Source organism: Paenibacillus etheri, from assembly GCF_001012825.1.
GTDB lineage: Bacteria > Bacillota > Bacilli > Paenibacillales > Paenibacillaceae > Paenibacillus_AQ > Paenibacillus_AQ etheri.
In genome coordinates this window covers 318442-338944 of sequence record NZ_LCZJ02000033.1, presented here as the reverse complement: position 1 = coordinate 338944, position 20503 = coordinate 318442, and the positions used below count along the sequence as shown (strand labels likewise).

Genomic DNA, 20503 nt, shown 5'->3' with positions numbered 1-20503 from the left:
TTTAGACGTATATCCAGCAACTGGTCATCTCTATAACGCCGGAAGCGATGAGTAACTTAACCTCAGATCAGCTGATAAAACTGATGAAAGCATCGGACAAAACTTTAAACGTGGCAAAGCTGATGGTGGAGATGCTCCCGATTCTTCTGATTTATCCGTTCTTGCAAGCGTTATTTCGTGCACGGCATAGTGTCGGATTGGTCAAAGAATGGCGGCGGAACGAAACTCGAGGCTCTGTACGGTGTAAATCTTCGAACGGAGTTAAACCGGAAGCTTGAAGAAACAAGAGAATAGTGCCGAAGCATTCGAAACATTTTCAAATCGTTTAGATGCCTATTTGTTTACGCTCGGCGAATATATATCCGGCAAGGTAAAGAACTTTGAGAGTGCGATTTATGATCATCGGTAATTGAACTTCGGTTTATCGGCGGTCAAATCACCAAAAGCCATGATTTATTTCTCGAAAGCTGCCAACAAGCGTTTGCAAAGCGATATTCAGGTAGAAGTGTCTTTGTTGGAACCCATTACCTTATCATCGAAAAAAAGCAAGTTAACAGTAAGGGTAGCACTATCAGAAAGGGAAATAGCGATGTCTAAAATTAAGGAAATTCTTGTGTACCATCATAGTCATTTGGATGTAGGATACACGCATACTCAGCCCGTGTTATGGGAGTTACAAAAAACGTACATCGATCAAGCGCTGGATTTGTGCGAACAAACAAAGAATAACCTAGAAGACGAGCGCTTTTATTGGACTTGCGAAGCGACGGCTCCCGTCATGAAATGGCTGGAAACGGCAAGTGAGGAAAGGGTTAAGCAGTTCCGATTTTTCCTTGACAATGGGCAAGTTTGTATCGCTGCTTTAAACATGCACACAACTGCGCTTTGCAATGCCGAGTCGTTAGCACGTCAACTTTATCCGGTTAAAGAGCTTCGCGAGAAGATTAATGCGCCTATTCGAACCGCGATTTCTCATGACGTTAACGGACAGCCTTGGCAGTTGGCGCAAGCGATGCTAGATGCCGGCGTCGAGTTGTACACGACCGGCATCAACATTCACTTTGGCGGCCTTCCGCTGCAGCGTCCGAGAGCCTTCCGTTGGGTCGCGCCGGATGGCAGAGAACTGCTGACATTCAACGGGGAGCATTACTCCATGTTTAACGCTTTCTGCAGTCTGGATGCAGAAAGCACTCAACTGATGAAGGAAGGGCTCGATAAGTATATTTCCCGCATCGAGCGCGAAGGATATCCGTACGATTTCATCTATTTGTCGGCAACTAACACGCCGATGTACGATAACACGCCGCCGGATCAACGGTTGATGGCGATGATTCGCAAATGGAATTCGGAAGGACATCAGCAACGTATTCGCCTTGTGACGCCCGACATACTGCTTGAGAAACTGAAACAACAGCCTGCAGAGACGATCCAGATATACCGGGGAGACTGGACGGATTTCTGGAACTTCGGCGCTGCAAGCTCAGCGGAAGAAACGCGCTTGAACCGTAGAACGAAAGTCAGCTTGAAGAGCGCGGAGTTTCTTTCGGCCTTTAATCCGAACGGACAATCAGGTAACGGACATCTATACGATCAAGCGTGGGATCAGGCGCTCATGTACGACGAACATACGTGGGGAGCGAATGAATCCATCACCAAGCCGGATTCTTTATTTACGAAAACGCAATGGATGCATAAGGCGCATTTCGCATATCAGGCGAACAGCCTCGCAAGCTACGTGCTCAATCAACAGCTGGAACAACTCGCAGAGAACCCGTTGCAGTCAGGACCATTAGGTAGCTTGCTGCTCGTCAATCCAACGCATATTGAGCAAACGTGCGACATCCATATCCCGCGTGAATATATGCTCGAAGGCAGAAACGTTTCGGCCTTCCGATTTATTGGGAGTCAAAACAATTACGACGTGGATTGGATGACGGAGTCTTACGGCACCGTCACGATGCCACCTTTCAGCTACAAGAAGCTGCCGCTTAAAAAAGCAGCCTCCGAGTCGACCGAAGACCTTGTACACATGACGGATCAAGGGATTGAGACCCCATACTATCGAATGAGCTACGATCAAGCAACCGGCAGGATTAAAGAATTGCTCGACAAATCGACCGGCTGGTCAATGATTGACCCGAACAGCGAATGGACGTTATTCCAATTCGTGTATGAGACGCCGAACCCGTTGTTTAATAAACAACATCGCGCAACCCTGAATGATCGTAACATCGAAGATTGCAACAACAGCATCAGCAATTGGAACCATAATTGGAAGGCAAGCCGTACAGGCGCAGAAAAACTCGTTTCGTGCAGCATCGACAAACACTCGGCAGGCGCAACGCTGAAGCTGATCTGGACAGCACCGGGCGTGAAGCGATTGGAACAAAAAATGACGTTCTTCGCGCATCGTGCCGACATCGAATTGTACGCGACGATCGAAAAACTTGACGTTCGAGAACCCGAATCCATTTACTTCGCCTTTCCGTTGCAGCTTGAGCGCGATTGGAATGCGGTATTCGATAGTGCCGGAGCGTTTGTTAGCTTGGACGCCGATCAGCTGCCGACCGTAAGCAAAGATTGGGTTACTGTTGATCAGACGGTTTCCGTCTTTGATGGCAAACATGGCGTGACGTTAGCTTGTCCGGATGCCCCGCTCGTCCAAATCGGCGGATTCAATTTCGGCAAAGAGCAAAAGACGATTCCGCGGGATGAAAATCCGCTCTTGCTTGCATGGCCGATGAACAACTACTGGGATACAAACTTCAGAGCTAGTCAGCCAGGAAGATTGGAATTTAAATACGTGCTGTCGACGTTTGCGAAATTTAATCCGGAAGAAGCCTTGAAAAAGGCGGTAGAGGCTTCTCATCCGGTTCAATTATTCCCATCGATTTACAGCGAAGGCGAACAAACAGGCCAATTTTTGAAATTCACAGGGGATGGTATCGTCCCTGCGTATATCAAACCGGCAGCCGACGGAAACGGCATGATCCTGCGATTACAAAATTTGCAGGACCAATCAACTTCGGCTGAAATCGAATTTCCAGGCTATTCGATTCTACAAGCGTATACAACGACGATTGTGGAAGAAAACATTGATGCGCTTACTGTCGAGAGCGGTAAGTTGCAAGTGAACTTGATTGGCAAGCAATGGTTGAACCTTCGCATTGTGAAAGACTAAATTCATGTTTCACCTTCACGGGATTACCGGGGGCAAGCTCCGTACGAATGAGGCGCAGGATGTGGCGGTTCTTGCCCTCAATCCGAGGCGCTACTTCATTAAGCGCCTTCAGGCACAGTCTTTGCCCATCCATTGATGTAGCGCTACCATGCCGATTACATGACGTCCACGTTTCATGATTTCTTGAATGAGTGGCGCAAGCGTAAACTAACTATCCATAAGTGCGTAAGAAGCCGACATACCTGACGCAACGGCAAGGCAATTCACGGGATTGTGCTCGGTTTTGTGAAAGAATGAATGAAGGCCGAAGTCATATCATTGTCTGATGGTATGACATGAGAAGACAGACGGTTGGACAGTTGAGTGGTTATGATGAACAATCTTTTTAAAGAGCAGGAGGACTCAAAATGCAACGCAGAGACCCATTCACGTTTTTTATCATTCAGCATTCACATATTGATATAGGATATACGGAACGTCAAGAAGTGATCACCGAGTATCAAACGCAGTTTGTAGAGCAAGCAGTTGAACTGGCGCTTTCCCCAGAACAATTATCCAGGGACGGCAATACCAAATTCAAATTTATGCTTGAAGGATTCTGGGCGGTTGAGAAATATTTAAGTAAAACCGGATCCTCAGGAAGGGCCAAACTGGTTGAAGCTTTAAAAAGCGGAAACATAGAACTGACGGCATTCTATCTCCATTTAACCGAGCTGCTTGATGAGGGCCATTTGAGAGACACGTTAAAACCAGCGCTCGAGTTTGCAACAGAAGAAGGCATTCCCTTGGTCAGTGCCATGTCTTGCGATGTGACCGGGTTCTCATGGGGGATGGTTGACGCTTTGTATGATGCAGGAGTGAAATATTTATCTACAAATATTAATACCCATCATGCCGGCTGTCCTTTCGGCAAACCGAACGTGCCGTTCTATTGGGAATCACCGAAAGGGAACCGTATTTTGGTCTGGCAGGGTTTGACCTATCACAAAGCCAACTTATTAGGAATCATGCCCGGATATAACATGGTCGGCAATCCGATGATTCCCGGACTTTCCGTTGAAGATGCTCATAAATATATCGATGTTCAGGATATTGGGTACGCCGAGAAATCCTTGTTTGCACTCGTGGAGGGGATCCGAAATGACGGCTATGAATACGGATTTATGCCAATCATGGGTTCTGGATTATACACCGATAATAGTCCTCCGACAGACTCCTATTGTGAATTGATCCGACAGTGGAACCAAAAACATGGAGATCAAATTGAATTGCGCACCGCAACGTTAGCCGAATATTTTGAGTACTTGGAATTCGCGGTGCCTGATATTCCTGTCTACCGTGGCGATTGGAACGATTGGTGGACGGATGGCGTCATCTCTACCGCTCTGGAAACGTCTTTATTTCGCAACGCACAGCGTACGAAACGGGTGGCTGAACGGTTGGATCCGGAGCGAAAGTATGTAACTGAAGAAGAATGGAAGTCCGTTACCAGTGCGCTTGTCCTGTATGCCGAACATACTTGGGGTCACTCCGCCTCTTTGCATAGACCTTATGATTTTCGCGTGCAGCAGTTGCTTTTACGCAAAACCAAGTATGCGGTTGAGGCGGATGAACTGTCATGCATTGCATTAGATAAAGTGCTTACCGGCAAAGGCCAAGGTGATTTTACTGCCCGGAGGACTTTTACTTACAAGGTCATGAATCCTTCGATCGAAGCGAGAATGTCGCTTGCCTATTTGTCGCTTGATTACTGGGAATCCCCTATTTTTGAAGATACGATCCGAGTGGTAGATTTGCAGGGGCGCCAATATCCCTATGTACGAGTGAATCATTCCCTGCGGGGACAAGAATTATGCATCCAGCTCCAAATGGAACCTTTGGAAGAGATAGAATTAAAACTCGAGTTCTTGACCGTAACTGATGAATCCCATAAGGCAGAAGTGAAATCCGTAATAGGAGAGGCAAAGGGGACGGGATGCTTCGAGAATGACTTGTTGCGCGTAGAGTGGGACGATAAGAAGGGTGTGCACACCCTCATCCATAAACCAAGCGAAAAGTCACTCTTAGTGGACGGGGCATCAGGCCTAGGCGCACCTCTGTACCAGCTATTTGAAGGAGTTAATCGTTGGGATCCGGCAGGCTTTGGTTATAAAGCTCGTATGATTCCGAAAGGAGAAGTTTTTAACGGACTAATCAAGCAAATTACAAATACAGGAAGCAATAACTTCTATGAGACATGGGAATTTGAATACGATGTTCGCGGCGCGCACTCTTATGCTTTTGAAATCAAATTCTACCGTACTGGCTCCCGTTTCGACCTGTCAGTAAGATTGAACAAGGAAAACCTCTTGGACCCTGAAGGCATGTATACGTCATTCCCTTTCCAAACCGAGCAAGGGATATGGTATTTGGATAAAGCGGGTGCAGCAATACGGCCGTGTATAGATCAGCTTCCAAATGCGTGTTGCGACTTTTATTCTGTTCAAAGTGGAGCATCGTTGGTAGGTAATGACCTGGGGATTTCAATCACTACCTTGGATGCCCCTATGGTGCATATCGGGAAGCTTCGATTATGGGACTATGCAGAACAAATTGAACCTACAGGTCCTTTATATTCATGGCTAACCAACAATAAGTGGGATACGAATTTCAAGGCCTCTTGTGGCGGCTTTTACGAGTTTCGCTATACGATAGATGTAAATCAAGCGTATACCGATTCCACTAAAGCCATACGCGCCTGTCAGGAAAATAGTTATGATTTTCTGGCGATAAGAAAATAGGATCAAACGGGAAACTTCTTCCTCCGTCATGCCGGCCCCGTTACTGAAGCCATTACATTGATTCTATCTATGTCGGACAATAAAAAATAAGATTTAACCAATCAAAAGATGACTCCTGATTTTGTCATGAGTCATCTTTTTCCTCTCATATGGCGACTTGATCAGGTCGCCATATCATTAATTTTCTTGATGAGGTTAAGAAATTAACTAGTAACTGAAGAAAACTTCAAAAGTTGTACTTTGATTCGTTTTAAAGTATTTAATATTCGTTATGGAGGTATTTTTATGAGCATTTCATATGATGCATCGACTCGTGTATTTAACCTGCAAGCTAATCAAACAAGCTATATGATTAAAATTTTGGATGGAGGTTACCTTGCCCACTTTTATTGGGGGCGCAAGCTTCGTCGTCAAACACAAGATCTTCGATATTTCGATCACCCCTCATTCTCCCCAACGCCTGAAGGATCGGATGGAAGATTTACATTAGATATGAACCCTACTGAATATCCTGCATACGGAAATGGAGATCTTCGTGTGCCAGCATACCAAATCCAATTGGAGAACGGATCGACGATTAGTGATTTGCGTTATGAATCTCATACTATTACGCCGGGAAAGCCACGTCTTGAGGGTCTTCCTGCAACCTATACAGAAAAGGATAGTGAGGCAGAAACGCTTGAAATTACACTTCGCGATGTAGTAACTGGGTTGAAGGTAGTGCTGTCTTATACGGCATTTGTGCAATACGACGCCATTGCACGTTCAGTCCGATTTGTGAATGAAGGTCAAGCACCACTCAAGCTGCTTCGAGTTCTCAGTGCTAGTGTTGATTTTCCGCATAATCGATTTGATATGCTAGACTTGGCCGGTTCATGGTCACGTGAGCGGCATGTTCAGGTAAGACCGTTGATGATGGGCATGCAGTCAGTTGAGAGCCGCCGCGGCTCCAGTTCGCATCAACATAATCCATTTCTCGCGATGCTCTCCAAGGATGCTACAGAGGATAACGGCGATGTGTATGGGTTTAATTTAGTCTATAGCGGCAATTTCATCGCTCAGGCTGAGGTGGATCAGTTTAACAACACGCGTGTGTCAATTGGTATGAATCCATTCGATTTTAGTTGGCATCTTGAACCTGGAGAAGCTTTCCAAACACCAGAAGCAGTGCTTGTTTATTCGGCAAAAGGTCTTGGTGGTATGTCGCGTACGTATCATAAGTTGTACCGCTCGCGCATATGTCGTGGATTGTTCCGAGATGAGCCACGTCCTGTTCTGGTGAATAACTGGGAAGCGACGTATTTCGACTTCACTGCAGAGAAGATTGAAGCGATTGCTGAAGTAGGTAAAGAACTTGGTATCGAATTATTTGTACTCGATGATGGTTGGTTTGGCAAACGCGATAATGACCAAAGCTCGTTAGGGGATTGGTTTGTCAATCGTAAGAAGCTGCCGGACGGTCTCGAAGATTTGGTTGAGCGTGTGCACAAGCTTGATATGCAATTCGGTATATGGTTCGAGCCGGAGATGATTTCGCCTGACAGCGACTTGTATCGCAGCCACCCAGATTGGTGTCTTCATGTACCAGATCGTGGACGGTCACTCGGACGTAACCAACTTATTCTTGATTTTTCACGTCAGGATGTCTGTGATGAAATCATTCAGATGCTGTCGGACATTTTGAATAATGCGCCGATTTCATACGTAAAGTGGGATATGAATCGTAACATGTCGGAGATTGGTTCGGCGATGTTGCCACCACATCGTCAACGGGAAACTGCCCATCGTTACATACTGGGCCTCTACTACGTACTGGAAACGATCACTACGAAGTTTTCGCATGTTCTTTTTGAAAGCTGCTCTGGTGGTGGTGGTCGCTTCGATCCAGGCATGCTCTATTATATGCCGCAAACTTGGACAAGCGATAACACTGATGCTGTAGAACGTTTGAAAATTCAGTATGGAACAAGCATCGTTTACCCTATCAGTGCCATGGGGGCACACGTATCGGCGGCGCCGAATCATCAAGTTGGGCGGTTAACTTCGCTTAAGACACGTGGGGACATCGCGATGTCCGGTAATTTCGGCTATGAGCTGGATCTGTCCAAGTTCACCGATGAAGAGAAAGAGCTTGCCAAGCAGCAGGTTGCACTGTATAAGGAAATTCGTTCACTTGTTCAATTCGGTGATTATTACCGCTTGCTGAACCCTTTCGAAAGCAATGAGGCTGCGTGGATGTTCGTAAGCGAGGATCAGAGTGAGGCTATTGTTGTATATAGCCGTGTTCTGGCGGTTCCGTTCGAGCCTTTTGATTCTCTACGCCTAAAAGGACTAGACGCGGGTGCGGATTATGTTGTTGTAGAAACCGGACAACAGCTTGGCGGTGACGAACTGATGTACAACGGCATTCACACACCAAGACTTCATGGTGATTTTCAAAGCTGGCTGTTTAGATTGAAACGTGTGAATTAAGAATTTGGAGAAGGTTGTGGATGAAGTTCATATGAGGTATGCGTTGAAACGGCATTTGATTTGAATCGCTTTACTGACGCATCTGGCATTTCAGCGTATTCGGTAGATGCATTGGCGGCACTAGTCAAGAACGGCATTATTTCAGACAGAGGAGCAGGTCTGATAAGCCCGAATGCAACGACAACTAGAGCAGAAGTGGCAGTTATTTTGTACTGGTTGATGAACCAATATTTTGGTTCCACTAATCAGGAACAGTCTTAACGAATGAGGAAGGCATGACCTTGAGTCGTGCCCCTCTACATTGATCATCCAGTTGGCTGATATCAGATTAGCAATGTATAAAGCGCCTTTATGATGAAGATCATTTTTTACAAATTAGTGTTTATTAGACTTAGTGCCTCTTACTTATTATTCTTTGCTAGTAAATTACTACCATGTTAACAGAGGAGTGCCTTAACTTGATATTTAAAGAATATCATTTTCTTTTGCGGGAAACGACTCGTGGGAATCATCGGCACCATTAGGAACCTTTCAGAGGCAGCCGAAAAGGCGCAAATAGTCGAAATCAAGGGATCTGAAATCATCAAGAACTGGGAAAGGGCGTTAAAATAAAACGGACAAAAGCAACCCACGAACGGTCGGGTTGCTTTTGTGTTGTTTACCTGTGCTCAGGTACTGAGTAGCTTAACAAACGATTTCACATTGTTGGGGAACTTCGGAAACGGAGAAGACATGAAGGAATATCACTCAATGTTTTACGGTGGGAAGTCAAAGGGGAATTGATCCTGGGATTATTACTGTGTTTACGAAATTAACAGATTCCTTTTGTTATACTAATTAAGTAATCTTTGTAAAGGTTGTTCAGTTTAGTATGGACATTAAAATCTCAAGTGAGGCCTTAGAACAGGCATTGTAATAAAATGACATCACATCATGTCCATAACCTCAAAAAATTCGATAACACCGGAGAAGACATGGAGGATTTAATCTCCATCGGCACCATTGGCCTGATCAAGGCTATTGAGAGCTACCGACCAAACAAAGGGACAAAACTGGCCACATTTGCAGCTCGTTGTATTGAAAATGAAATCCTGATGCATCTAAGATCTTTGAAGAAGACTCGTAAAGATGTATCTCTGCACGATCCAATTGGGACAGACAAGGAAGGCAATGAAATTACACTTATCGATATCCTTGGCTCCGAAGCTGATGATGTCATTAAAGAAGTCGATCTTAAGATTGAGAAGAGCAAGATTTACCGCAATCTCGATATTCTGGATGACCGGGAAAAGGAAGTTGTCGTTGGTCGTTTTGGATTGGATACAGGCGGGGAAGAGAGCACGCAGAGGGAGATTGCGAAGGAGTTAGGGATTTCGCGGAGTTATGTTTCGAGGATAGAGAAGAGAGCGCTGATGAAACTATATCATGAGTTTTATAAGGCGAAGCGGTGAATTAAGATAATAGCCTGTAGGGATGAGGAATCGAAGTCTCAATCCTACAGGTTATTTGTGGTTTTTATTATATTAAACTAAAAACACTGTAAGGCCTTCGGCCAGGGCTCCTCCTTAAGCCGATTGGACTCGGGGAGTTGAGGATCGCCCTGCTTGGAGCTTCAGGCACTAAAAAGTATCTATATCAGATTTCGGTAGATATAAGGTAACCGATCTATACAACCCGGTCCCAATATCCGGAAGTACTATTGTCACGGTACGATCCATAGGGATTACTGCTGTTGTATACGTAAGGGTTTCTCCACTTTTAGCTTCCAGCGGGATCGTTGTGATGAGTGTGTTGAGATCTGAAGAGGCGTACACCTCCAGATTGAACGCTCCAGTATAATTCCGTAATACCAGAGACAATGTTTTATTAGGATTTAGTACAATATCATCTACCCGGTCGGAAGTATTCACATTGACTACAACGGCCTGCGGGTCATACACCTCTTGGCTCAATCCCAAACCACTGACCTGCTCCTCATCAGAGAGTGTAATACGACCATCAATTACCTTCAGTCCCAGCGCTTTATTCCAGCTTCCCAGCGGTAGAAAGTCATTGAAGCCTGCACGTACAATCCCGCTGCCCTGGAGCGTTACCGCAGCTGAGCGGCTGCCCCGGGTGAATGTAATCTCTTTGGCCCCTATGGCATACTGAATATGAAATGCTGCGGCGAACTCTTTGAGCGGAACGTAATATTGTCCCTTTAGGAGAAAAGCAGGCTGGCTCTGATAATTCACCATAGCATTCCCTGATCGGATAGCCACTGGCAGAGCAGGGAAGATCATTTTCTCATAAGTGAAATTGTCCCAGGATTTATGCTCCTTCCAATCCCTGTAATCCATGTATGGGATCTGCAGGCTGATACCCGCAGGGATGTAGTAGAATGATGGCGGGTACTTACTTGGATTAGAGAAATAATACTCGATAATGAAAATTTCATCTGAAGCCCATGTTACAGCCGTAACATTCGATTTGTACTGGGAATCGTATTTCCGTACCAGTTCCAGCGTCTTGAGATTGTAAATATGCACGACAGATGATGAGTATCCGTTAAGAGTGCCCTGATCAGTAATCAGCAGCAAATATTTGTGGTTGGGAGATATATACGTCCGCGCGTCCGTGGCGGTATTGTCAAAGAGAACTTTGCTCTTCCCATTAACCGTACCCTTAATATTCCATTTATAGGATAAATATTTGATAAACTTGCTCTGCAGCGTAATTTTTGTGGAGTCTACCGTAATGACTCTGTCGCCGTCCATACCGGATGAATCCCCCTTGTGGTGGTTGAGCGTCACCTTGACAGCTGCTCCTTTTCCCCCGCCATATTGCATTAAATAACAACCCTTGAGATCAGACTTGGGACAAAAGACTGTATAATCCCGCGTCTTTGGCTGTGGAGACAAGGTATAATTGCTATTCTCCACATCCTCCGGCCGGATCAACTCGCCGCCTGTAGAGATGAGCTTGTTATCCGCCAGAGAATAATACTGGTTCGGTTTCTCAAAATATGTATAAATGACATACAGGCCTATGTATTCATGCAGAATAATAGGAGATTTAGATTCAACAACCTTGCGAAGCGAGAAACTGTTATAGTCATACTCATAAAGCGTCCTAACCACTTCTTTTGCAGTACCGCCATACTGTTCCAGAATTGCATAAGCCTTCAATCCCGTGGGGGAATTAACCAGGGAAGCTTTGTTAATAAAGGAGTCGAAATCATCTCCATTAGTTGGCTTAGGCAAATAGGTAGGATTTTTGAAATAATACTCGTTCGCCTTATACTCCCCGGTATCAAAGCTTGTTTTGACTGTTCGGACGGTAATTTTATCCATATTTTCGGCAAAAAGAAAATCAACTTCATGCCGTATTTTGTCTTTAGTTGTCCCTACTGCAGCTTCCGCACCCGCATAATGCGGACCCGGAAAGATACAGGCTAGCAGAACCAGCACGATAAGATGTGCCGTTACTTTCTTCCATTTTATTTGCCGATCCACGTTATGTACGCTCTTCATTTGTTCTCAATTCTCCCCATTCTTGGTATTTTGATAATTCTAAGTCTCTCTATTCTATTATCGGTAATAAATTCCTGGAAAAAAATAATTAGCTCAACTTTCGCAGCCCAAATCTCCAAACAAATCCTCGATATAGATGGGTAATAACAATCCTTAACCTCGTAAAATCCATAATATCATTCAGAAGCTACTCTATTGTAACTTTGATTTACAACGAAGGCTACTACATGAAATGACATCGTGTCGTGTCCACAACCTCAAAAAATTCGATAATACTGGGGAAGACATGGAGGATTTAATCTCCATCGGCACGATCGGCCTGATCAAGGCTATCGAGAGCTACCGTCCGAACAAAGGGACGAAGCTCGCGACCTTTGCCGCCCGCTGTATTGAAAACGAGATATTGATGCACCTTAGATCACTAAAGAAAACGCGTAAAGACGTCTCACTCCACGATCCGATTGGGACAGACAAGGAAGGGAATGAAATTACACTTATCGATATCCTTGGCTCCGAGGCTGATGATGTCATTAAAGAGGTCGATCTTAAGATCGAGAAGAGTAAGATTTATCGCAATCTCGATATTTTGGATGATCGGGAGAAAGAAGTTGTGGTGGGTAGGTTTGGACTGGATACAGGTGGGGAAGAGCGGACGCAGCGGGAGATTGCCAAGGAGCTTGGGATCTCGCGGAGTTATGTTTCGCGGATTGAGAAGCGGGCGCTCATGAAGCTGTACCATGAGTTTTATAAGGCGAAGCGTTGAGATATAGACGATAATTAGAGATTCACAATAGAGTATTTAAGAGCGACTTGCCAACAGGGGAGTTGCTTTTTTGTTAAGTCAAGTAGTTGGCTAAATGAACATGAAAAAAGCATATTCAGAAAATTAACTATTTAATTGCTGAAGGGTGTTATTATGACATACAAAGAAATATATGATCTCCATATTCAATTGTTACATGTATATGAAAATAATGAAAAGTACCAAGGTCCATATCAGAAGTAACTTAATTATTTTAAGAGGCAGTTTTTTATAGCTGAAGATATAGTTCAACGAATTTTTGTTCTAAATCAGTTAATAAAAATTCATGAAAAAAGTAGAGAAATAAAGATAAATTGGTGTTCAGAAGATTTAGATAGGTAACTCTAAAATGATCGTTAGCAAAAAAGGAGTAGTTATAATTGTCGCTAGACTTATATCTACAAGAGTTGAAATGATGTGGAAATAATGAAAACATATTTTTGAGTCACTAACTAATACATGGGATCTTGGAGGTAATATATGAACAATCTAATAAGTAGACATATGATGGATAACCCTTACATTAAAGACGTGATTCGTGAACTTAAACGTCTGGGATATGAGGAAGATGAGGCTACGAAAATTCTAATCAAATACTATAGACCATTAAAGAGGAGCTGGGGTTTTGGGCCTAATGCGATTGAGGGATAGAATGCGGATAACAATTCCCTAAGGGGCCCCAAGATGATAGATAGATTTTGTGAAAGTATCGTGTTAAGTATTCGAATACACGGGTGTGTGGAAGAAGATTTAATCTCCATCGGAACAATTGGCTTGATTAAAGCGATTGAAAAATACCGTCCACTTCTACAGCACGTTATATAGAAAACGAGATTCTAATGCATCTTAGATCTTTGAAGAAGACTCGTAAAGATGTATCTATGCACGATCCGATTGGAACGGAAAAAGAGGGTAACGAAATCACGCTCATAGATATTCTTGGCTCCGAAATTATTTTTAGGTCTACCATAGTTTCGTGTAAGTAAACTCATTCCAAATGAAGCGAACGATTCAATATTTCTGAAAGTAACTCCCATGATCGTGCTTCCAATTTGCCCCTACTGCAGGGAAAATGCGCTAAATCCATAACCACGGCAACCGGATTAAGCAGACCCATGGCAGGATGATTCTCATAATAAGCAAGTAATTCTTTCGATGTCCTGCCTAGAATGATGTCCAGCAAAGAGTCACCACGCAAATCATGCAACCCCGTATTGCAGGTATGACCTTCCCGATAGCAAAATCATCAATACCCAACACCCCTCCAAGTTTCACTCATTCCTCATGATAACATCAGTTTTTTTTGAGTGACTACTTGAAGGGCATAGTTTTAGTATATTTTTGGTGCTTACAGCGTTTGTTGGTTGAGCTTTCTCTTGAACTCCCCAGGCGGCATTCCCATTTCTGCTGAAAAAACAGTGGTAAAATAGTGAACTGTTTTAAAACCTGACATTTCTGAAATTTCTTTGAGGGTAAGGTCGGTATCTGATAGGAGGATACTGGCTTTTCTCATTCTCTCTCTTTTAATATAATTTGAAAACGATTGCCCTAATTCATCCTGGAAAATACGTGATAAGTGTCTCTCTGAAATGTGAATAAAATCCGCTACATCGCTCATTTTCAATGATTGAGATAGATTGTCATGGATGTATAGCTTCGCTTGATATACTAAGGTCGAATAAATACGAATTTCTTTATTTTTTTTGTATTTAATTTGTTGTTCATTAAATAATCCAACAATACTTGAATAGAAAGAAGAACATAAGCCTTGAAAGCAGTCGTTGAACAACAAATAAAAATCACAGGCCATAACGAGGATCGAAGTCCATAATTTCACAACGGAAGATTGGCCAGCATTATTAATAATGAATTTTTTCGTTTTTTCTAGATTAGTGAAAAGTTCTATTAATTTCTTTGTTGATTTTGTTTTTATAATTTCAAATCCAACAAAAATAATTTCCAACCCAGTTTCACTTAAAATTTGATGTTTAACGAAGGGGCGGGAAAGGAAAAGGGACCCACTCGTTATATGAAATGAATGTCCATCATCTATATACTCACCTTCACCGTTGACAATATAACACAGTTCAAAATAAGAATGTTGATGTGGCTTGTTATTGTAATGATAGGGTTGAGCACCCCAATAGTGAATTAGAATGGAAGCATCACTTCCATTGACTTGAATGGATTCCTGATTAAGAACAATTGAACCATCTATAAACAAATCAGTCCATTCCATGACTATCTTCCCCTTCAAAATAATGATGAACCACATTAATGTTCCCGCTTTGATAGTAGCATATTTCTCCACGCGTGTATCACGAATGTCTCAATTTTATAAAAACATGACTGGTTTCTCAAAAGATTAAGGAGAGAACAAGATTTATACTAAAATTAAATATTGAATGATCCAATATAAAAAGGGCATTTTGCCAAAAAGGGATGTGAAGAGTTGTAATGAATAAATATTCGATCGCATTTGATGTCGGAGGATTGTTTATAAAATCAGCTGTTTTAGACGACGATGGGGAAATAGTTCCTAACTCGTATGCTATCTTCCCCTCGAAATCAAAAGAGACTAAAGAAAGTATCATTGAACATTTGGTATTCATCATTAAGCAGCAAACCAATGGAATACTGGATAAAGACTTCGAAATAACTGGAGTTGGCTATGCATTTCCAGGTCCATTTGATTATGAGAGCGGCATAAGTTACATCAAAGGTATCGATAAATTTGAAGAGTTATACGAAGTGAACCTTCGTGATCTATTAATAAATTGTCTTAAACAAGAAAGTTCTTTTCATTCAAAGACAAGTAATGAGTTTCAGATTGTTTTTGATAATGATGCCAGCTTGTTTGCTTTAGGAGAACATGTATCCGGTAAGGCTGGAGGTTACAATAAATCAATTTTTTTAACGATTGGTACGGGTGCAGGATCGGCATTTATGGAAAATGGAAGGTTGGTAAGAGACAGACAAGATGTACCCGAATATGGCTGGATATATAATCAACCATTTAAGCAATCCATAGTCGATGACTATATTTCTAAAAGAGGTATCTTACAACTGGCGAATGAATTAGGCCTTAGTACAACAGACAACGAAGTGGAAACACTAGCCGCTATGGGCAAAAATGAAGATCAGAGAGCAAAGATGGTATTCCAAATGTTTGGGGAATATATTGGAAAAGTTTTAAATCCATATATAAAAAGTTTTAAACCAGATGCGATCATTCTTGGCGGTCAAATTACAAAAAGTAAAGATTTGTTTATGAATGGGATTTATGAAGCGCTTGAGAACAAAACGATAAACATTGAATGTTCCGAAGAAACCTCATTGAGTACATTTAAAGGTGTAGCAAATCTATTAAAGCAATCTATTAGAAAGAAGGGATAAAATAATGGCTAATTTTAATTTGCATCCAGAGATACTAGTATCCAATTCAAGTGATCATGCTTGGCAAGATTACGGAAACATTAAGAATGAGCTTAATCGGGCAATAAAAAAACTAGGAAAGCAAAAGACAATCGTTACAATCGATTGTTACCCTGGCGTAAGAATGGAAGAATTAAAAGTTAACCTTGTTTCAGTAATGGAACCTGCCTATACATTCTTTGCAGATGATTTATATTATTCTAGCGATAAAGTAACGGAAATGATTAAATTTCATCTAACAACGGATAGAGTGTTTGGGAAGATGTCGCTTCATAATTTTGGGGATTTTTTAGATGATGAATGTTTGGAAGAGGCTAGAAGTGATATTAATAACATTGATAGCGGTTTAATCATTATTTATGGTTCTGGTGCTACCCTTGTATGTGATCCTGATATTCTCATATATGCTGATTTAGCAAGGTGGGAAATCCAGAAAAGATATAGTAATAATGAAATTTCCAATTGGAGAGCAGACAACCGTAATGAAGATGCGGTTAGAAAGATTAAAAGAGGCTATTTCTTTGAATGGCCAGTTGCGGACAGACATAAAAGGAAGTTGTTTGAAAAAATGGACTATCTATTAGATACGAACTGCAGCAATGAACCAAAGCTGGTAGAGGGGGCAACCTACTTAGCTGGATTAAAGCAAACAGTCAGCCAGCCCTTTAGAGTTGTTCCTTACTTTGCCCCTGGAGTATGGGGTGGGCAATGGATGAAAGAAAAGCTTGGTCTTGATCCGTCCGTGGAAAATTATGCTTGGAGTTTTAATGGTGTACCAGAAGAAAATAGTCTTTTTCTAAGATACGGGGACGTTAAAATTGAAGTCCCAGCTATTAATGCTGTTTTTAGACATCCAGTTGATCTTTTGGGAGAAAAGGTATATGGACGTTTTGGCGCGGAGTTCCCGATTCGATTTAACTTTTTAGATACTTTTGGGGGCGGAAATCTTAGTTTACAGGTTCATCCATTGGTTGATTATGCGCAACAAACGTTTGGGGTGCATTATACGCAAGATGAAAGCTATTACATCGTTGATGCAGCAGATGATGCTATCGTTTATTTGGGTGTCAAGGATGATATTGATCCCAATGAAATGATTCAAGATTTAAAACAATCATATGATGAAGGCAGTAAATTTGACGATCAAAAGTACATTAATCAATTTCCAGCTAAAAAGCATGACCATTTTTTAATACCAGCAGGTACTATTCATTCGCAGGGTAAAGATTCCTTGGTATTAGAAATAAGTGCAACACCCAATTACTTCACGTTTAAATTATGGGATTGGGGACGGTTGGGGATGGATGGGATGCCAAGACCTGTCCATCTTGAACACGGAATCAATTCTATTCAATGGGAAAGAGACGAGATATGGGTCAGTGAAAATATAGTCAATTGTCTAGAACAAATGGGTGAAGGCGATGGATGGATCGAAGAAAAGACAGGCTTACACGACAGGCAGTTTATTGAAACAAGAAGACATTGGTTCTCAGGACCAGTCATCCATAACACTGATGGCGGTGTCAATGTTCTCAATCTAATAGAGGGGGAAGAAGCTATAGTCGAAAGCCCTACAAATGCCTTTGAGCCATTTGTAGTTCATTATGCTGAAACATTTATCATTCCTGCAATAGTTGCCAGCTATTCGATACGCCCTCATGGTAATAGCGTAGGAAAAAAAATTGGGACAATCAAGGCCTATGTTAGAACATAGCAAAATTTTCGAATAAAGCTGAAGTAAACGCTGTTCGAATCATTAAAGAAAGAGCATTTCGAGAAGGAACATAAGCTTACCCTTGGTATTATTGCAGGGTTGCATTTGACTCTAATCCACATATTTGATAGCTCATGACCCACGTCGAAGAGGACATCATTCAATGATGTCCTCTTCATGGTCCATATGCTATTAAATGAAAGAATAGTATCCTAGAACAGGACAGTTCGTAGCTTTTGCGGTTTTAAAGGCTTCATCTACGTTATTCGAATCATTTAGCAGAAGGGAATAACGATATTGATGGAATCCGCCTAAATCTACTTTGAAATTGGTTTCCCAGAAATTATTCATTACCCATGCATATACATCATCAATATTGTTGACACCTTCTTCACCACATAATTTGATCTCATGTGATTTGATATCTCCCATTGCAATAAGAGGTGTATCAGGTGTCGCGATGATTAGAGAGCTGTTCGATGACTGATAGCACATGCCATCTTGCAAGGCATAGAAATCCGTACATGTTCCAGGTAATTGGTCTATTCTTGGACGGAAGATCGTACCCGTTTTTTCAACCCAAAATTCTTCATTGTCATAGCCTGTTGTGAACGGCAATGCCAAATACAAATTTTCGGGTTCCCACACACTTGTTTTATGGAAGCGGAAATCGACATCAATTCGAGGAATCTCTTTGTATGCAGTTAGGATAAGAGAGCTGGCATTGGTGCCTTTCAGCTGGTAACCGAGCTCAACACGAGAATAAAGTAGTCCGTCTTCCAATACAGTGGCAGATAGGAGTTTTCCGATATCTCTTTGCGTATGCACGGCCTTACGGTTGCGTCCCATCAGGCGCCTTTCCTCGTACTGGGTTGTTTTCACTGGCGTTACTTCATAAATTGGAGTAAAGGCGCTAAACTTGCTGGTTGGTTTGATTAGCTCCTTACCGTTGATTTTGTCATAGATCGAAGTGATGCCTTGTCCTTCTTCATATTGAATACGGAAGAACTTGTTTTCCAGTTTATAAGGAGTTACAACTGAGCCCGTCTGAAGTGTTTCGGTATATGTTGTTGCCAAATCGTTTACACCCTCGACTGCTATCTTGGCACAATTACCTGCTGAAATTAAAGGAGGTTCGGCAATGTCTCTGATCACGTAGCTTTTCTTTTGCTTAGCATCCAGCTTCACTAGGATATTGACTTCGTATCCACGAGCATAATGTCCGATTTGATGAGGTACAACTTGCCCCGTATCCTTCTCCAGTATTTCAACATGCTTATGTCCAAATAAAGATTCCAAACTAACATTTAGGACATCTATTACAGGGAAGTCATGTGGATTAATAGCTCCAAAAGTCAGCTCCTTATGGACTGAGGTAGGAGTTTCACCATGGAAATAAGTTATTTTATTGATAGCTCTTGATGCAGATTCATTGGCTTTGAGCGCAAATAAGCTTTTCCTTAAATCGAGTTTATTGACATTCGGATGCCATGGCTCAACGATGGATGAAGAATAACCCCAAGTGTGCTCAGCATAGAACATTAAATTATATTCGGTACTGTCGAATACTTCTTTGCCAATGATTTTCCCATCCGGATCCAGCTGACGTGCAGCGTACAGCTTTCTGCTTGCTTCGCGATAATGCTGGACGATATTTGGTGTAGAGCCTACGCCATCAGCCCACCAATCGGTCCAATCGCCAGAATAGGTTGGAATTTCAACTTCAGCTTGGTTTAGAATATCAAAGAATTCATCCAGTGTTACCATCTGAAGCTCAATTTCCTGACCGTGTATCGCATTGTATTCATGAATGAACTCGATGATTTTGGTACTTGCAGGAGAGTTATCTCTCATTATTCCTGAGATACTGACTGGTACGAAATCATATGGATGCTGCTGCTCTCTTAGCACTCTTACATAGGCCTCGATTCTTTTTTCGGCCATTTCGAAACTACTCAAGTGTTCATGCATTAGACCATCATGAATCGTATACTCATAATCATATTCGTTACAAACCAGCTCATTCCCGATCAGGTAATGCTCTCCATTCCATACAAGCAACTTATTCCCCTTTGGCGACTGCCAGTAGAAAGGCATTTGCTTCTTGAATAAAGGGTGGTAGCCATGATGGGTATGAATGCAGGACATCAAGTTTCGCATCCCATTCTCATATAGCGCATCAGCATATCCCCAGCCATAGCCGTTAATATCAGCGGTCATGGCAGAAGTAATTTGAATAGAGTAACGCTCCATACTATTTACACTGCGAGCGATGGTATTGTTTAGAACGGTATAATCAACTAATTCTGTCATGTTGAGATAGTTGCCGGATAGTCCGATCTCACCCGATTTGACATATTTAATAAAATCATCTATATAGGATTGATCAGCGGTTTCGAGGAATTTCTCTACGCACCAGAAGCTTTCACAATTCCATTTGAAGCCTTCCCACTTGGTTTTCCCCGCATGAATGGCATTTAGAATATCAATGACTTCTTTAATATAATTAATATGATGCAGTTCTATTTTTTCTTGATAATCGGTATAGCCTATATCTGTGTGACTGTGATGAATCAAATACAGGGTGAATTTTTGTTCTGACATTTG

The 20503-nt window shown here is 42.3% G+C and carries 15 protein-coding genes and 2 pseudogenes; 12 read left to right on the top strand and 5 right to left on the bottom strand.

The features are described from left to right. Positions 1-47 precede the first annotated feature (47 nt). The 3 genes from UQ64_RS21055 to UQ64_RS21050 are packed head-to-tail and all read left to right on the top strand — an operon-like array spanning position 48 to position 3181. Positions 48-278: a hypothetical protein gene (locus tag UQ64_RS21055; RefSeq protein ID WP_060625423.1), complete on the top strand. Its 231-nt coding sequence runs from the start codon at positions 48-50 to the stop codon at positions 276-278. Continuing rightward, entirely contained in the window at positions 275-409 is a 135-nt protein-coding gene (locus UQ64_RS32605; protein WP_280818236.1) for a hypothetical protein, read from the top strand. Before UQ64_RS21055 ends, UQ64_RS32605 begins: the two co-directional genes overlap by 4 nt. Next, positions 410-3181, top strand: coding sequence for a glycoside hydrolase family 38 N-terminal domain-containing protein (locus tag UQ64_RS21050; RefSeq protein WP_060625422.1), 2772 nt, complete (start codon positions 410-412; stop codon positions 3179-3181). A 10-nt stretch (positions 3182-3191) separates the two neighbouring features. Here the strand turns inward: UQ64_RS21050 and UQ64_RS32965 are convergent. After that, positions 3192-3436, bottom strand: a pseudogene (locus UQ64_RS32965) (IS4 family transposase); the annotation flags it as partial. Positions 3437-3588: 152 nt separating this feature from the next. On the opposite strand from UQ64_RS32965, the gene UQ64_RS21045 reads away from it, so the two are divergent. The 4 genes from UQ64_RS21045 to sigK (UQ64_RS21035) all read left to right on the top strand — a co-directional run bounded on the left by UQ64_RS21045 (position 3589) and on the right by sigK (UQ64_RS21035) (position 9884). Continuing rightward, positions 3589-5961 (top strand): glycoside hydrolase family 38 N-terminal domain-containing protein, encoded by a 2373-nt coding sequence (locus UQ64_RS21045; protein ID WP_060625421.1) that lies wholly within the window; start codon positions 3589-3591, stop codon positions 5959-5961. Between the two features lie 285 nt (positions 5962-6246). Then, positions 6247-8433: an alpha-galactosidase gene (locus UQ64_RS21040; protein WP_060625420.1), complete on the top strand. Its 2187-nt coding sequence runs from the start codon at positions 6247-6249 to the stop codon at positions 8431-8433. A 60-nt stretch (positions 8434-8493) separates the two neighbouring features. Beyond that, positions 8494-8694, top strand: coding sequence for an S-layer homology domain-containing protein (locus tag UQ64_RS30280; protein ID WP_082651237.1), 201 nt, complete (start codon positions 8494-8496; stop codon positions 8692-8694). 659 nt (positions 8695-9353) lie between these two features. Then, the gene (gene sigK, locus UQ64_RS21035) at positions 9354-9884 is read left to right on the top strand and encodes an RNA polymerase sporulation sigma factor SigK (protein ID WP_082651236.1); all 531 of its coding nucleotides are present in this window, start codon (positions 9354-9356) and stop codon (positions 9882-9884) included. Positions 9885-10052: 168 nt separating this feature from the next. Here the strand turns inward: sigK (UQ64_RS21035) and UQ64_RS21030 are convergent, their stop codons facing one another. Then, a complete protein-coding gene (locus UQ64_RS21030; protein ID WP_060625419.1) occupies positions 10053-11945 on the bottom strand; it encodes a hypothetical protein in 1893 nt (630 codons plus the stop codon). Between the two features lie 232 nt (positions 11946-12177). Between UQ64_RS21030 and sigK (UQ64_RS21025) the strand changes: the two genes are divergently transcribed. The 3 genes and pseudogenes from sigK (UQ64_RS21025) to UQ64_RS30270 form a co-directional block, all read left to right on the top strand. Beyond that, positions 12178-12708: an RNA polymerase sporulation sigma factor SigK gene (gene sigK, locus UQ64_RS21025; RefSeq protein WP_082651235.1), complete on the top strand. Its 531-nt coding sequence runs from the start codon at positions 12178-12180 to the stop codon at positions 12706-12708. Between the two features lie 519 nt (positions 12709-13227). After that, positions 13228-13398 carry a hypothetical protein gene (locus UQ64_RS31020; RefSeq protein ID WP_156417630.1) on the top strand — a complete coding sequence of 57 codons (171 nt, stop codon included), beginning with the start codon at positions 13228-13230 and terminating at the stop codon, positions 13396-13398. 93 nt (positions 13399-13491) lie between these two features. Then, positions 13492-13697 (top strand): annotated as a pseudogene (locus UQ64_RS30270) (RNA polymerase subunit sigma-70); the annotation flags it as partial. A 38-nt stretch (positions 13698-13735) separates the two neighbouring features. Here UQ64_RS30270 and UQ64_RS21020 read toward each other — a convergent pair. Beyond that, on the bottom strand, positions 13736-13954 hold the full coding sequence (locus UQ64_RS21020; RefSeq protein ID WP_209445853.1) for a hypothetical protein: 219 nt from the start codon (positions 13952-13954) through the stop codon (positions 13736-13738). Positions 13955-14095: 141 nt separating this feature from the next. After that, positions 14096-14986, bottom strand: a complete 891-nt coding sequence (locus UQ64_RS21015) for an AraC family transcriptional regulator (RefSeq protein WP_060625417.1) — start codon at positions 14984-14986, stop codon at positions 14096-14098. Positions 14987-15204: 218 nt separating this feature from the next. Between UQ64_RS21015 and UQ64_RS21010 the strand changes: the two genes are divergently transcribed. Both UQ64_RS21010 and UQ64_RS21005 read left to right on the top strand, forming a co-directional pair. Next, positions 15205-16143, top strand: coding sequence for an ROK family protein (locus UQ64_RS21010; RefSeq protein WP_060625416.1), 939 nt, complete (start codon positions 15205-15207; stop codon positions 16141-16143). Between the two features lie 4 nt (positions 16144-16147). Further along, positions 16148-17896 carry a class I mannose-6-phosphate isomerase gene (locus UQ64_RS21005; RefSeq protein WP_060625415.1) on the top strand — a complete coding sequence of 583 codons (1749 nt, stop codon included), beginning with the start codon at positions 16148-16150 and terminating at the stop codon, positions 17894-17896. A 192-nt stretch (positions 17897-18088) separates the two neighbouring features. Here the strand turns inward: UQ64_RS21005 and UQ64_RS21000 are convergent, their stop codons facing one another. Continuing rightward, entirely contained in the window at positions 18089-20500 is a 2412-nt protein-coding gene (locus UQ64_RS21000) for a glycoside hydrolase family 38 N-terminal domain-containing protein (protein ID WP_060625414.1), read from the bottom strand. Positions 20501-20503: the final 3 nt, after the last annotated feature.

Bases quoted from the DNA above. Each gene is read 5' to 3' on its own strand.
- UQ64_RS21055 (WP_060625423.1), top strand. From the start codon at position 48: ATGAGTAACTTAACCTCAGATCAGCTGATAAAACTGATGAAAGCATCG.
- UQ64_RS21045 (WP_060625421.1), top strand. From the start codon at position 3,589: ATGCAACGCAGAGACCCATTCACGTTTTTTATCATTCAGCATTCACAT.
- UQ64_RS21040 (WP_060625420.1), top strand. From the start codon at position 6,247: ATGAGCATTTCATATGATGCATCGACTCGTGTATTTAACCTGCAAGCT.
- sigK (WP_082651236.1), top strand. From the start codon at position 9,354: ATGACATCACATCATGTCCATAACCTCAAAAAATTCGATAACACCGGA.
- UQ64_RS21030 (WP_060625419.1), bottom strand. From the start codon at position 11,945: ATGAAGAGCGTACATAACGTGGATCGGCAAATAAAATGGAAGAAAGTA.
- sigK (WP_082651235.1), top strand. From the start codon at position 12,178: ATGACATCGTGTCGTGTCCACAACCTCAAAAAATTCGATAATACTGGG.
- UQ64_RS31020 (WP_156417630.1), top strand. From the start codon at position 13,228: ATGAACAATCTAATAAGTAGACATATGATGGATAACCCTTACATTAAA.
- UQ64_RS21015 (WP_060625417.1), bottom strand. From the start codon at position 14,986: ATGGAATGGACTGATTTGTTTATAGATGGTTCAATTGTTCTTAATCAG.
- UQ64_RS21010 (WP_060625416.1), top strand. From the start codon at position 15,205: ATGAATAAATATTCGATCGCATTTGATGTCGGAGGATTGTTTATAAAA.
- UQ64_RS21005 (WP_060625415.1), top strand. From the start codon at position 16,148: ATGGCTAATTTTAATTTGCATCCAGAGATACTAGTATCCAATTCAAGT.
- UQ64_RS21000 (WP_060625414.1), bottom strand. From the start codon at position 20,500: ATGTCAGAACAAAAATTCACCCTGTATTTGATTCATCACAGTCACACA.